The sequence below is a fragment of the Clostridium senegalense JC122 genome, assembly GCF_000285575.1.
GTDB lineage: Bacteria > Bacillota > Clostridia > Clostridiales > Clostridiaceae > Clostridium_J > Clostridium_J senegalense.
In genome coordinates this window covers 1-14,550 of the sequence record NZ_HE611058.1, presented here as the reverse complement: position 1 = coordinate 14,550, position 14,550 = coordinate 1, and the positions used below count along the sequence as shown (strand labels likewise).

Annotated in this window: 14 protein-coding genes and 1 pseudogene; 13 read left to right on the top strand and 2 right to left on the bottom strand. The window is 26.0% G+C overall.

The annotated features are described in order from the left end of the window. Nucleotides 1–209: 209 nt before the first annotated feature. The 13 genes and pseudogenes from CSGHG_RS18985 (at nucleotide 210) to CSGHG_RS18930 (ending at nucleotide 10,950) form a co-directional block, all read left to right on the top strand. Nucleotides 210–1,424 carry a DUF5780 domain-containing protein gene (locus CSGHG_RS18985; RefSeq protein ID WP_010299746.1) on the top strand — a complete coding sequence of 405 codons (1,215 nt, stop codon included), beginning with the start codon at nucleotides 210–212 and terminating at the stop codon, nucleotides 1,422–1,424. 109 nt (nucleotides 1,425–1,533) lie between these two features. Continuing rightward, nucleotides 1,534–1,974 carry a hypothetical protein gene (locus CSGHG_RS18980; RefSeq protein WP_010299742.1) on the top strand — a complete coding sequence of 147 codons (441 nt, stop codon included), beginning with the start codon at nucleotides 1,534–1,536 and terminating at the stop codon, nucleotides 1,972–1,974. A 610-nt stretch (nucleotides 1,975–2,584) separates the two neighbouring features. Continuing rightward, nucleotides 2,585–2,782 (top strand): hypothetical protein, encoded by a 198-nt coding sequence (locus CSGHG_RS18975; RefSeq protein ID WP_010299740.1) that lies wholly within the window; start codon nucleotides 2,585–2,587, stop codon nucleotides 2,780–2,782. A 254-nt stretch (nucleotides 2,783–3,036) separates the two neighbouring features. Further along, nucleotides 3,037–3,804: an ABC transporter ATP-binding protein gene (locus tag CSGHG_RS18970; protein WP_010299738.1), complete on the top strand. Its 768-nt coding sequence runs from the start codon at nucleotides 3,037–3,039 to the stop codon at nucleotides 3,802–3,804. Continuing rightward, entirely contained in the window at nucleotides 3,794–5,812 is a 2,019-nt protein-coding gene (locus CSGHG_RS18965) for an FtsX-like permease family protein (protein WP_010299736.1), read from the top strand. The genes CSGHG_RS18970 and CSGHG_RS18965 overlap by 11 nt, the downstream gene beginning before the upstream one ends. Before the next feature lie 145 nt (nucleotides 5,813–5,957). Then, nucleotides 5,958–6,628: pseudogene (locus CSGHG_RS21520) on the top strand (response regulator transcription factor). Further along, nucleotides 6,625–7,656: a sensor histidine kinase gene (locus CSGHG_RS18955; RefSeq protein WP_010299732.1), complete on the top strand. Its 1,032-nt coding sequence runs from the start codon at nucleotides 6,625–6,627 to the stop codon at nucleotides 7,654–7,656. Before CSGHG_RS21520 ends, CSGHG_RS18955 begins: the two are co-directional and overlap by 4 nt. A gap of 84 nt (nucleotides 7,657–7,740) precedes the next feature. Further along, on the top strand, nucleotides 7,741–7,929 hold the full coding sequence (locus tag CSGHG_RS24755) for a DUF3841 domain-containing protein (protein ID WP_010299730.1): 189 nt from the start codon (nucleotides 7,741–7,743) through the stop codon (nucleotides 7,927–7,929). Further along, a complete protein-coding gene (locus tag CSGHG_RS22265) occupies nucleotides 7,910–8,341 on the top strand; it encodes a DUF3841 domain-containing protein (RefSeq protein WP_081496362.1) in 432 nt (143 codons plus the stop codon). Before CSGHG_RS24755 ends, CSGHG_RS22265 begins: the two co-directional genes overlap by 20 nt. A 338-nt stretch (nucleotides 8,342–8,679) precedes the next feature. Continuing rightward, entirely contained in the window at nucleotides 8,680–9,396 is a 717-nt protein-coding gene (locus tag CSGHG_RS18940; protein ID WP_010299727.1) for a transporter substrate-binding domain-containing protein, read from the top strand. A gap of 5 nt (nucleotides 9,397–9,401) precedes the next feature. Then, nucleotides 9,402–9,497, top strand: a complete 96-nt coding sequence (locus tag CSGHG_RS25165; RefSeq protein ID WP_010299725.1) for a hypothetical protein — start codon at nucleotides 9,402–9,404, stop codon at nucleotides 9,495–9,497. A gap of 9 nt (nucleotides 9,498–9,506) precedes the next feature. Continuing rightward, nucleotides 9,507–10,205: an amino acid ABC transporter permease gene (locus CSGHG_RS18935; RefSeq protein WP_010299722.1), complete on the top strand. Its 699-nt coding sequence runs from the start codon at nucleotides 9,507–9,509 to the stop codon at nucleotides 10,203–10,205. Nucleotides 10,206–10,218: 13 nt separating this feature from the next. Beyond that, nucleotides 10,219–10,950, top strand: coding sequence for an amino acid ABC transporter ATP-binding protein (locus CSGHG_RS18930; protein WP_010299719.1), 732 nt, complete (start codon nucleotides 10,219–10,221; stop codon nucleotides 10,948–10,950). Between the two features lie 214 nt (nucleotides 10,951–11,164). On the opposite strand, the gene CSGHG_RS18925 is transcribed toward CSGHG_RS18930, so the two are convergent. Further along, a complete protein-coding gene (locus tag CSGHG_RS18925; RefSeq protein ID WP_010299717.1) occupies nucleotides 11,165–12,571 on the bottom strand; it encodes a peptide MFS transporter in 1,407 nt (468 codons plus the stop codon). Nucleotides 12,572–13,267: 696 nt separating this feature from the next. Next, on the bottom strand, nucleotides 13,268–14,314 hold the full coding sequence (locus CSGHG_RS18920; protein WP_010299715.1) for a patatin-like phospholipase family protein: 1,047 nt from the start codon (nucleotides 14,312–14,314) through the stop codon (nucleotides 13,268–13,270). Nucleotides 14,315–14,550 lie beyond the last annotated feature (236 nt).

Genomic DNA, 14,550 nt, shown 5'->3' with positions numbered 1-14,550 from the left:
AAGCTTATTCAGTTTTATATTACTTTTAAATTTAATTATAAATAAAGAAAAACAAACAGTAAGTATCTATTTTATTAGTTTAGTTTTACATATATTAATAGTATAGTAAATTAATTTACATATAAAGAAAACATTTACAACAATAATAATAGTTGTTAAAATTAAATACGGAAATAATAAATTTATATGGGTTAAAGGGGGATATAAAGGTGAATTGTCCTAATTGTGGAAAAGAAAATGAAAATGGAAGTTTATTTTGTAATCAATGTGGAAATAAATTTTTGTTAGAAGAAAAAGAAGAAATTTTGGAAAAAGAAGACGTGATTGAAAAAAATTCAAACAAAAGTCCTAAAAAAATAGTATCGAAAAAAGCAGCAACTGTAGTTATAATAAGTTTAATTATAATAAGTGCTTTAGGTATAATAGGTGGAATAACTTATAAAAATGGAGCCATTCTTAAATTTAAGAGCCAAATCAAAAATAATAACAAATCTGAAGCAATAAAAGTATTTAGCAATAAGATAAAAGGTCACTCAGATAAAGAAAATAAAGCTAAGATTATTTTACAAGAGGAAGCTACTAAAAATAAAGAGTTATTTAAAGCAGAAAAAATAAGTTATGAAGATGCACAAAAAAAAGTAGATATAATAAAAAGTATAGATAACCTATCTGATAAAATTAATATTTCAGTAATAGATATAACTAATATTCATAATTCAAGAGAAGCTTTTAAAAAAGCTGAAGAACTTGTAAAACAAGGTGACATAGTTAGTGGTATAAAAGAATATAATAAGGTTTTAAAAGATGATAAAAATTACTCAAAAGCTCAAGAAGAAATAAAGAAAAATACAGAACAATATAGGAAAGAGGTTTTGAAAAAATCTCAAGAATGTGAAGAAAATCAAAAATATGATGAAGCAATACAGGTTTTAGCTGAGGCTATAGAAATAATTCCAGAGAATTCAGAATTAATTGCTAGAAGTGAAGATTATAAGAAAATAAAAGAAGAGAAACTGATAACGGAATTACAAAGCAATCAAGAGTTAAGTATAATTGATTGCATGGTTATACCAGATTACTTTGAAGTTAATGATGAAGCTAGAGTTATTGTTAAAAACAATACTGATAAGGTTGTCAAAAAATTTACCATAGGTATTCTTATGTATGATGAAAATGGATATCCTATTAAATCAGGTGTACTTGCTGGTGGAAACCACTTATTTAATGGTAAGTCGGATTCAGCAAATATACAAGCTGGACAAACGTTTGGATATGATAGAGCATGGAATATATATACAGATTATGGTACTGTAAAGCAGATAATTGCATGTGTAAAAACTGTTGAATATTATGATGGAAGTAAGTGGAGTAATGATTATTATACTTATTGGGAAAAAGAACATTTAAAGAATCCTCTTAAATAATTTATAAATGTATAGAAAAATTGGAGTTATTTATGAAATTAAAATTAGCAAAAGTAAATATTAACTTAAAAGAAGAATTAAATTAGTTTTATAAAATGAGGTAGCAATTATGAAGAAAAAAGTATTTATAATAATTTCAGTAGCAATAATTTTAATTTATTTATTCTATCCAGATACTCTATCATCTAAAATTAATTTAGAAAAATTATCTCAGACAGGTAATTTAAAATTAGAATTTATTCATAGAAATAATATATTAGAAGGTGGAGATGTAACGGTTATATCTAATCAAAATGACATTAATAAATTTATAGATTTAATATCTAATTATAAATGTATTCGAGATGTAGTGTTTACTAAAAAATTAGATAAAGTAGAAACTTATAATATTAATTTTAGAATTAATGATGAAATTGTAAGTTCTATGTATTTTAGTGAAAGCTATATATATTTAAATATAGAGGATTCAATGATAAAAAGGAAAAGATATATTATGCTTGATTATATAGACTTTAAACTTTTAAATGAATTTGTGGAATCGTTTAAATAACTATTAAAAGTTTTGTATTTTTGTTTTAGAATTAGGTAAAATATAAGGATAATGAATTTTACAAATGAAATATTCATTAAAAATCTGAGATATATTGAGAATAGTGGATTTAGTTATATTTTTATAATTTATAAAAATATAAAAATCACTGGTAAAAAAGCAAGAGAACCTGTTAAAAGCAATAGTTTGGATGTATTGAAATTTTATAATACGTTTAAATTCCATTTCAGCATCTTCTTGTTTTACCTTAACATTAGATCCATTGAAAGCAACTTAACAGTAATGATACATTTTTTATAGTGTTTAAAACATAGGTGTAAAGCTAAGCCTAAAAATTCCAAAGTTATAGTGTTAAAAAGTAATAATGAAAAAAATAAAAATGTTAGTCTGTGAAAATTTCAAAGAAACTCTTATAGATTTTAATGCATAGCTTATTTAAATTCTTTATTATTATATAATGTAGTAATAAATTAAAAGAAAGATATTTTATTGGAATAAAGTGGCTTAGCTTTACGCACATGCTTGGAATCCTATATATGTGCAAGTTTTAATAGTTTTAAGTATTTTAAAAAGCTTACAGAAGCTAAAATTGCGGAAAAGTATAGCATAGATGAAATTAAAATTATTAGGTACCATGGAGCGCAATATATGTGATGCAATATCTCAAAGAATGAGAGGTTCAAAGATAAATTGGTTTATTAGTGGTGTTGATAATTTAGCTAAGATTTTATTTGTAGTATTTATAGATAGACTTTCAAACAAGTCTATCTTATTTTTATGCAACAAATATCAAATAAAAAGAAGATAGAAGAATACTTTTAAAATGGTTCAAAGCTAGTGGGTGTGTTGAATGTTACAAAAATGTAACGTTAATGAAAAGCAAATCAATATGATAAAAATGTAGCAAAATATATAATATAGATAAGCTTTGATGAAGGCATTAAAAAGCAAAACATAAGAAGTATAAAAATAAATTGAAAAAGTTGATTCTGAAAAATTTTTGTAAATGAATGTATTTTAGGATAAAAATAAATTAGTAAAATGAAAGGGAGAAGGGACGAGATGAAAAATATACTAAGTGTAGAAAAAATAGAAAAATATTATGGAAATAAGGGAAATATAACTAAGGCTTTAGATAACATTAGTTTAAAAGTTTATGAGGGGGAATTTGTTGGTATAATGGGACCTTCAGGAAGCGGTAAGACAACTCTTTTAAATTGTATTTCAACGATAGATAATGTTACTGCAGGGAAAATAATAATTAATGATAGTGATATTACAAGACTAAAATCAAAAGCACTAGATAAGTTTAGACAAAATGAGTTAGGATTTATATTTCAGGATTTTAATTTATTAGATACATTAACAGCTTATGAAAATATAGCATTAGCATTAACCATTAAAGAAGAAAAAACATCAGAAATAGATAAAAAGGTTAAAGAGGTTGCTAAGTATTTAGAGATTGAAGAAATATTGGGTAAATACCCTTATCAAATGTCAGGAGGTCAAAAACAAAGAGTTGCATCAGCAAGGGCAATAGTAACAAATCCATCATTGGTATTGGCAGATGAGCCAACAGGAGCGCTAGATTCTAAATCTTCAAGATTATTATTAGAACGATTTGAAAGTTTAAATAAAGAATTAAATGCAACTATTTTAATGGTAACACATGATGCTTTTACAGCAAGTTATGCTCATAAAATTTTGTTTATTAAAGATGGTAAAATATTTACTGAGTTAGTTAGGGGAAAGGATTCAAGAAAAGAGTTTTTTAATAGAATAATTGAGGTAATAACTCTAATTGGGGGTGATGACAGCAATGTATTCTAAAATGGCTTTAAAAAATGTTAAGAAAAGTTTTAAGGACTATACAATATACTTTTTAACTTTAACATTGTCAGTTTGTATATTTTACAGTTTTAATTCAATAGGAGCACAAAAAGCATTACAAGAGGTTTCTTCAAGTGGAAAAGAATTTGCAGACACAATAACTGCAATTATATCATATATATCAATTTTTGTGTCTTTTATATTGGGAGGATTAATTATTTATGCAAATAACTTTCTTATAAAAAAGAGAAATAAAGAACTTGGAATATATATGACATTAGGTATGGGGAAAAACAAAATTTCAAGGATATTAATATTAGAAACATTAATAGTTGGATGTATGAGTCTTATAAGTGGATTATTACTAGGTATTATAGTATCGCAAGGACTTTCTGTATTAATATCTAAAATGTTTTATGTTTCAATGAGTGATTATAGATTTGTAATATCATTTTCAGCTATTTATAAAAGCATAATATATTTTGGTGTAATGTTTTTACTTGTAATGATATTTAACACTATAGTAATTTCAAAATATAAAATAATAGATCTTTTAACAGTGGGAAGAAAAACACAAGACATAAAGGTCAAAAATCCTTTAATATTTTTATATACTTTTATTATCTCAATTATATCTCTTGTCATTGCTTATAAATTTGTTTTATCAGTTGGAATGAATATAGATGACCCAAAGTTTAGCATATCTATAATTTTAGGTATTGTTGGAACTATTTTGTTTTTCTTTAGTTTAGCAGGTGCTATTCTATTTATAGTAAAGAGAAGTGAAAAAATATATTTTAAAAAATTAAATATTTTCATAGTTAAACAAATAAATAGTAAAATAAATACTAATTTTATTTCTATGTCTGTGATATGTTTAATGCTTTTTTTAACCATTTCTATTTTATCTACAGGGGTTAGTTTTAAAAATTCAATAGAAACAAGTTTAGAGGATTCAACACCATATGACGTAAGCATGCATGGTTATGGTGATGATGAATATTTAACTACAATTTTAAATTTTTTAGAAGAAATGGATTTTAAAATAGATGAAAAATCTAAGTATGTAGAATTCAACCGATATGGAAAAGGATTATATGTAAGAGACTTACTTCCGTTATATGGAGTGAAGATAGTATCTGGTGCAGATGTAGAATTTATTAAAATTTCTGATTATAATAAGCTAAGAGAACTTAGCGGTGAAGAAACTGTTGCGTTAGAAAATAATGAAGTTTTAGCGATTTCCAACTCCCAAAAGGTTATTCCAGTATTAAATAAATTTATAAAGGATGGAGAAAAAATTAAATTTGATAGTAATCAGTATTCTATAAAAAACAAAACAGCTATAGAAGAAAATTTAGAAACATATTATACAGATTTTAGTAAAAAGAATTTCTTAACTATAGTTACTAATGATAGCATTTTAGAAAATTCGGAAATCATGTTTAAAACTCTCAATATAAATTACCAGGGTAGCGATAGTAAAAATGAAGATGATAGATATACAAAACTTTATAGAAAGAGATATAGCAGAGATTTAATGGGTATGGATTCAGAGAAGGATGATTTAGGTCTTGTTATTATAAATACAAAGACAGCTGTTTATGATAACAATAAAAGTATAACAACTATTATTTTATTTGTGGGAATGTATATAGGCGTAGTTTTCCTAATTAGTAGTATGGCTGTTTTAGCACTTCAACAGTTATCGGAAGCAAGTGATAGTATTCGAAGGTATGATGCTATTAAAAAATTAGGTGCAAGTAAAAAAGATATAAATAAAACTATATTTATTCAAACATTAGTTTACTTTACTTTGCCTGTTATTTTAGCAATAATTCATTCTATTGTTGGAATAAGAGTAGCAACTGAATTTTTAACTATGTATAATAGGCCCAATATAGGGGGTTCGGCACTAGTAACAGCAGGAATATTCTTAGTGATTTACAGTGGTTATTTCTATGCAACTTACACTGGATATAAAAATATAGTCAAAATGGGGCTGTAGCATATGCTACAGCTTTTTTATTAAATAGGAATTTGAACTTTAAAATTAAAAAAACTATTTTATCAACTTAATGTGCGAATCTATATAAAACATTGAAAAAGGAATAATTTGTGTTAATATAATTATGGAAATAGGAGGAGGATTTATGTTGAAAATTACAATTATAGAAGATGATGATGTTATAAGAGAAGAGCTTAAAAGTTTTTTAGAGAATTATGGATACAAGGTAAAGACACCTACAGATTTTAAGAATATATTAAATTTCTTAGATGATGATGAAAGTGATTTAATACTTTTAGATATTAATCTCCCAGTTTATGATGGGTATTATGTTTGTAGAGAAATTAGAAAAAAATCTGAAGTACCTATAATTATAGTAACAAGTAGAGATAGTGATATGGATGAATTAATGAGTATGAACTTAGGTGCAGATGATTTTGTAACTAAACCATATAACACACAAATTCTTTTAGCTAGAATTTCAGTATTATTAAAGAGAAGCAATAGAAATATGAATCCAAAGTCTATTTTAACCTATAAAGATTTTGAAATTAATTTAGCTAATGCAACTATAAAATATATGGGAAAAGAAATAGAACTTACTAAAAATGAAGTTAAGATAATGTCTTATTTAATAGAAAATAAAGGTTCAATAGTTTCTAGAGAGAGACTTATGGAGTATCTTTGGAATTCTGATTATTTTGTAGATGATAGTACGTTATCTGTTAATGTAACTAGATTACGTAAAAACTAGATAATATAGGAATAAAAAATGCAATAGAAACAAGAAGAGGACTAGGTTATATAATGCCATGAAAATAAGAGAGTATATTAAAGATAAGGGAGTATTTTTGACTATTAACTTGATTATATTTTTAGTTATAACGGTAAGTATGATATTTTATGGCATTGGTTTTGTGCTCATATTTATACTAGGGTGCATTTGGTTTTTACCATTACTAAGTTATATGATTATAGATTATATAAAATTTAAAAGATACTTTGCAAACATAGAAAGTATTTTAGAGAATCTAGATAAAAAATTTTTATTTCCAGAATTATTAGAGAAAGAGAGTTTTTGTATAGGGGAAAAATTTAATGAAGTTTTAAAAGAAATAAGTAGAGGAATGTATGAACACCTAAAGTATTATAAGGATATGCAGATAGATTATAGAGAATATATAGAAATGTGGGTTCATGAAATAAAAACACCTATAGCATCAACTAAACTATTAATAGAAAATAATAATAGCAATGAAGCTATTAAGAAAATAGATAATCAAATTAATAAAGTAGAAAGCTTTGTGGAACAAGTTTTATATTATTCTAGAAGTGATGATGTTGAAAAAGATTATATAATAAAAGAGATTAAATTAAATAAAATTGTGAGAAACGTAATAAAGAGAAATTCTAAGGATTTTATAAATAAAAAAATAAAATTACAATTAGAAGATATTTGTGAAACAGTCTATTGTGATCCAAAGTGGATTGAATTTATTTTGAATCAAATAATAGTAAATTCTATAAAGTATTCGAAAAATCAAGAAGCTTCAATAAGAGTTAAATCAATAGAAATGAATAATTCAATTATACTAACAATTGAAGATAATGGTGTTGGAATAGGAGAAAGAGATATAGATAGAGTATTTGAAAAAGGATTTACAGGGGAAAATGGAAGGAATTTTGGAAATAGTACTGGACTTGGGTTATATTTATGTAAAAAGATGTGCGGTAGATTAGGCATAGGTATAGAGATTAAATCTAAGGTAGATAAAGGTACAAAAGTAAATATAATATTTCCTGGATACAAATTGATAGCAGAGTGTAAAAAAAGTAAGTATTAAATAGGCTTTAAACTTTTAAATGAATTTGTGGAATCGTTGAAATAATTATTAAAAGTTTTTAAACTTTAGTTTGGAGAAAAAATTATGGAACTATGGACAATACAAAGTGAAGTTGCATATGACACATTTAAAAATATAGGAGTTCTTCGCTCAGATGAAAGATTTATTGATAAAGATATGATTTTTTATTATAAATGGATGGCAGATATGATGAAAAAAAGGATAGGAACACCTGTTTTGAAAAATATAAAGTATCCTATATGGGCATGGTAAACATAAGCGACCAGATTTAAGGGTTTCAGCATATTTAGAGAGAGGAACAAAGGGTGTTCTTTTAGAATTAGAAGTAGAAGAAAAGGATGTCTTATTATCGGACTTTATGGAATTTAATGATGTTTTAAATTATAGATATATAATAGATACAGAAGAAGATTATGAAAAATTTTATAATGACCTTGAAAGTTATGGATATAGCCATCATGATTTACAAGAATCAGATATGAAGTGTGATATAGTGAAGAAATTCAATCTAGAACTAATTAAAAGTTGGGAGAAAATATTTGATTTAAATCGCAATATTGCTGAAAATTGGTGTGGTAAAAGAGATGATTGCCCTATACAAGCTACAATGTGGCAAATAAGATTGGAACAGGTTATTTCAGTAAAACATTTTATTGCAAAATAAATTTAAAATTGTACTTAATATTTAAAGTTAAATCCAATACAGTTAAATATCACTATATTCAATAGACTTGTTTTAGACAAGTCTTATTTTTGTAGATACATAATCTATTTGATTATATACCTTTTAGTTTACAGAGATTATTTAGCTTGGTATTCATATTCTATGATTATAATGTCAAATAGCAAAATTACAATTAAAAGACACTTATATTATAGGGTAAATTAATAGTTAGATGACTAACAATCTGAATAAGTAATAGTTGGTGAATAAATAGGAAAAAATTGCTATACTCTTCGTAGAATTGTTATAAATATATAATAATCAAGGGGGAATTTATTATGAATTTAAGAAAAAGAAAGCTAATAGCAATTTTAGCCACAGTTATTGTAGGGACAAGTGTTTTGATGGGATGTTCCAACAAGACAAAGGAAGCTACAACCACTAATGTTGAAAGTAAAGAAAAACTTGTAGTTGGAATATCTACAGAATATTTTCCATGGTGCTTTAAAGAAAATGATACATCGAAGGGATTCGAAGTTGATGTTTGGAATGAAATAGGTAAAAGAACTGGGTATGAAATAGAATTTCAGACTGCTAAGTTTAGCGGACTTATGGGTATGTTAGACGCTGGAAAAGTTGATACTGTTGCACATCAAATGTCTACTACAGAAGAGAGAAAAGCAAAGTATGATTTTTCAGATACATATGCATATAGTAAGTATAAATTTATAGTTCCAAAAGACGGTAGCATAACTAAGATGGAGCAGTTAAAGGGTAAAAAAGTAGGTTGTGTATTAGGGGGAAATGGAGAAAAAACATTAAATGAAATAAACGAAAAGGAAAATTTACAATTAGAGATTATAACTTTTGATGGAGTGCCAATGGAAAAAGACGTTGAGAATGGAAGACTTGATGCAGCATGGTTATCAGAAGTTAAAGCAAAAACAACTATAGAACAAGGTAATTTAAATTTAAAAATATCAGATATAGATACTGGAGTTTATGAAATAAATCAATATCCATTTAGAAAAGAAGAAAAAATAAAGAAATTATAGAAAAAGTGAATGAAGCGATAAATAAGATGCATGAAGATGGAAAACTTACAGAGATATCTGAGAAATGGTTTAGGTTAGATACTACTAAAGAAAGCAACTAAGGTGAAAATATGGTTATATTTGATTTAGACTTTGCATTAAATATGGTTATATTTGATTTAGACTTTGCATTAAACCTAATACCATTGATGTTGAAATACTTAATAGTAACTTTAAAATTATCTTTTTTATCTTTGATATTTGCTTTGATTTTAGGTGTTATATTAGCAATAATCGTAGATGCAAAGGTTCCAATACTTTCATTTATAGCGAAAGTGTATGTTTCCTTTTTTAGAGGAACTCCGCTAATTGCTCAGTTATTTTTTATATACTTTGGATTGATACAGATTATACCTATGTTAAAAGGATTATCAGCTTTTACATCAGCGGTAATTGCTCTTAGTTTAAATGCAGCAGCCTATTGTTCAGAAAGTCTAAGAGGTGCAATAAGCTCTATAGATAAAGGACAGATGGAAGCAGCTTATGCCTTTGGAATGACGTATTATCAAGGTATGACAAGGATTGTATTACCACAAGCTATAAAGGTTGCAATACCTACCTTAGTAAATGTATTTGCAGATATAGTAAAAGGGTCATCATTAGCATTTACTATAGGCGTCACGGAAATTATGGCAACGGCTCAATCAGAGGCGGCAGCTCAATATAAATTTTTGGAGGCGTTTACTTGTGTAATATTAGTTTACTGGGCATTAAGTGGAATTATTTCTATTATACAAAGTAGACTTGAAAAGGTATTCAGTAAAGCTTAATGAGGAGTTTTTTATGTTACAGATAAATAATTTAAATAAGAGTTTTGGAGAAAATAAAGTATTAAAAAACGTAAATTTGAATGTAAAAAAGGGTGAAGTAGTAACAATAGTTGGCCCTTCAGGCACAGGAAAGTCAACACTTCTTAGATGTATAAATTTTTTGGAAAGAGCAGAAAGTGGAAAAATGACCTTTAAAGATTCAAAAATAGATTTTGAATCACCAAATAAAAGTCAGATATTAGATATAAGAAAAAGAACTGCTATGGTTTTTCAAAGTTATAATTTGTTTAAGAATAAAACAGCTATAGAAAACATTATGGAACCACTTACAACAGTAAGGAAAATAAGTAAGGTAGAAGCAAAAGAAATTGCAATTAATACTTTAAAGAAGGTGGGCCTTTATGATAAAAAAGATGCTTACCCATCTAAATTGTCTGGTGGTCAACAACAAAGAATAGCTATCGGTAGAGCACTTGCTGTTCAACCAGAAATAATACTTATGGATGAGCCTACATCAGCTCTTGATCCAGAACTTGTATATGAAGTTTTAGAAGTTATAAAATCCTTAGCAAAAGAACATGTAACTATGATTATAGTCACACATGAAATGAATTTTGCTAGAGAAGTTTCAGATAAAATAATATTTATGGAAAATGGAAATATTGTTGAAGAGGGGAGTCCACAAGAACTTTTTAACAAAGAAAATAATACCCGATTAAGTAAGTTTGCTAAAAAATCTTATTAAACTATATAAAGATGAAATTTATGTATGATAGGGTATAGAGTTTTTAATATAAGGAAGTATTATTAAAAATATTTTAAAAGTGACTTTTGTATTAATCAAGGGTCACTTTTAGTCATTATTTTTTTATATATAATGACTAAAAAAGAAAATTAGAATAGACAAATAAAAAGAGCTGAATAATTATTTTATTCAGCTCTGTATTTTTTAATTAATATTATTCCATCATAGCAACTAATTTTTTGTTTAAAGCTAATAGGATTAATCCTATTACAATTGAAACTACAGCTATTCCACCGAATATTTCTAAGTGGCCTAAAGTTTCAGTATATGCTGCGATAACGCCTGCTAGTTTATTAGCAACGAAACTACTTAATAACCATACACCCATTAAGAATGATGCAAGTTTAGCTGGTGCTAATGAACTTACCATTGAAAGTCCTACTGGTGATAAACAAAGTTCTCCCATAGTATGAAGATAGTAAGCTCCTACTAACCATAACATGTTAGCTTTTATTGCAGTGTCTTCTACGTTTCCGCCTCTTTGCATAACAGCTCCTACCATTAATAAGAAACCAATACCTAACATTATCATACCAATAGCCATTTTTGTAGGGATACTTAAATCACCTTTTTCTCTACTAGCTAGCTTAAGCCATAATTTTGATACAGGTATTCCAAATAATACTATAAATAGTGGGTTTAGTGATTGGAACCATGAAACTGGCATTTCCCATCCACCAATTCTTCTATTTACATAATCTTGAGTATAAATAGTAAGTGAACTTCCTGCTTGCTCAAAGCCTGTCCAGAAAACAACAACAAAAGCTGTTAATATACATATAACAATAGTTCTATTCTTTTCTTGTTTAGTTAAAGGCTTGTTTGCTTCTTTTTTATCTTTACTATTTTTAGCTTTATTTACTGATTTTTTACCAATATCTCCAAGATATTTTTGTGATAATAATGTGAATATGATTTGTCCTAAAATCATACCAAGACCAGCAGCTAAGAAACCATATCTAAATCCATAATGTATAATTTCACCTGCTTGTTTTGTTGCCATTAAGTTCTCAGCTAAAGTACCACATATAAGAGGAGCTAAAAATGATCCTACGTTTATTCCCATGTAGAAAATAGTAAACGCTGCATCTTTTCTTTTATCTCCTTCTGGATATAATTGTCCAACTAATGTTGAAATATTTGGTTTAAAGAAACCATTACCAACTATAAGTAAAAATAGTCCTGTATATAATGCCATCATACTTTGATGTGAAAATAAAGTTAATTGACCAATAGCTATTATAATTCCACCAATGGTAATAGCTTTTCTTTGACCAATATATCTATCTGAAATATATCCACCGATTATTGGAGTAAGGTATACAAGTGCTGTAAAAGTACCATACATATTTAATGCTGATGCTTTATCAACGCCAAGACCGCCTCTTATAAATTCAGTAGTTAGATACATTACAAGTAAAGCTCTCATACCATAGTAACTAAATCTTTCCCACATCTCAGTAAAAAATAACAAATATAATCCTGGTGGGTGTTTCATCTTGCCAGTTTTGTTATTTGAAACTTCGTTGATCATGTCTTCGTTTGATTGTCTAAGTTCCATAATTAACCACTTCTTTCATTTATTTTTTGTACAGTTTATTTTCTGTTATTGTAATTTTATCAGCAATTTTGATATTTTACAAGTAAAAAATTGCATTTTTATGAACATATACATTATTTTTTAAATTTTAAACGTGTAAACTTATACATAAAAATACATAAATAAGCATTACTTTAACATATATATTTCACTTTCTGAAAATAATGCAATTATTCATTCAATTGTAGTTGTATCATGGCTTAGAATCACTTTTAATAACAGTTTTTCCATTAAATAATAGTAAAATATATTAAAAAAATATAATTATATTATAATTATTCATTTTTATGTATTATAAAAATAATTATATAAGAAATAAAAAAATATATACTTTCCGTCTTTTGTAGTTAAATTCAATTTTTTCTGTTTAAAGTTTTTTAAAAAATAGCAAATTAAAAGACTGAAAATTTCAATAAATCAATATTTTTTTGATGAAAAACCCCTAATAAACTATGTTTGTTTAAATAATATTCATATGTATCTATTATGGTTAAAAATGTAATAAATTAAATTAAAATGAAATAAATATAAATAGATTTAAATGTTATTTTATAAAAGTATAAAAATAAAAATTCAAATATTACGCAAAATTTTTATAAAAAAAGGTTTCAACATTAAAATATTAAATGTCAAAACCTTTTAAATTTTGAGTGTTTATTAATTGATTATAATGTTACTTCTTAAAGTTTCTTTATTATATCTGAGTAGAGTATTTTTATCATTGTTGTAATTTTTAATATACATTTCTGTGCTTATTTTTCCAGAGTTAATTAAATTTTGTTTAGTATCTGAGTCTATATAAAAATCTACAGTTGATACATTAAATGAATCTATAAAAATTGTTCTATCTTTGTCTTGTTGAGTTAGATAAGTATTTTCTTGATTTTCCATAAGAGTTGCAATAAGGTTCCAAGAAAAATTAAAAAATGAACTAATTTTATGATTTTTTGGTATAGCTGTATCTGTAAATATATCTAGCTTTTCTTTATTAACTAGTCTAAATCCTAAAGTTTCCTTGTTATACACGTATATAATATTTTCTTTTTGTTTTTTAAATTTTTTATAATAACTTGGAATTAAATAATGTTGTGCATCATGTACATATTTTATGTTATCAAATAATCTTATTGGATAATTAGACAGAACGCCTCCATCTACATAATAATAATGGTCTTTTTTAATAGATTTAAAAATTAGAGGGATTGACATGGAAATACGAATAGCATCTTTAATAGGCATATTTTCACAAAATTTATCTTCCGTAGAGAATGTTGCTACTAAATGGGTTGATAAATTTGTTCCTTGAAAAAACATGTCTTTAAATTCAGGATTACTTTTAATATCTTTAAAAGTAGAATTTTTATTGTTAGTTTTTTTATAAATGATTCTTTCTATCCATTTAAGAAAAGCATTACCCTTAAACCATCCATAACCGTTGAAAAATAATCTATAAAGATTTCTAATTATTCCAATATCATTATCTAAAAAATCTTTAAAGTCTAAATTATTTAACTCATCTCTAATTTCAGTAACTGTGTATCCTAAACCCACTAAAAGGGCAATAATAGCTCCAGCAGATGTTCCACCAACTCGTTTAATATTTTTAAGTATACCTTCACTTTCTAACACTTCTAAAGCGCCTACATATGCAATGCCTTTAATACCACCACCCTCAAAAACAAGATTTTTAAAGTGATAACCCATAATACCACCTCCTTTAAATTAAAATATAATTTATAAATTTCATCTAGAAATTAAAAAAATACATATATTTTAAGTTTATGGAATAGAAATACAAAATGTTCATGCATTGTAATTAAAGTGTATTTGAATAAGTTATAGAAAATAAGCTCTTTAAGTTTAGTTACCACAAATAAAAAAAAGTTAGCCAGTCCCTGAGATAGTTAAGAGTTAATAGTTAACAGCTAAGAGCGGACGGC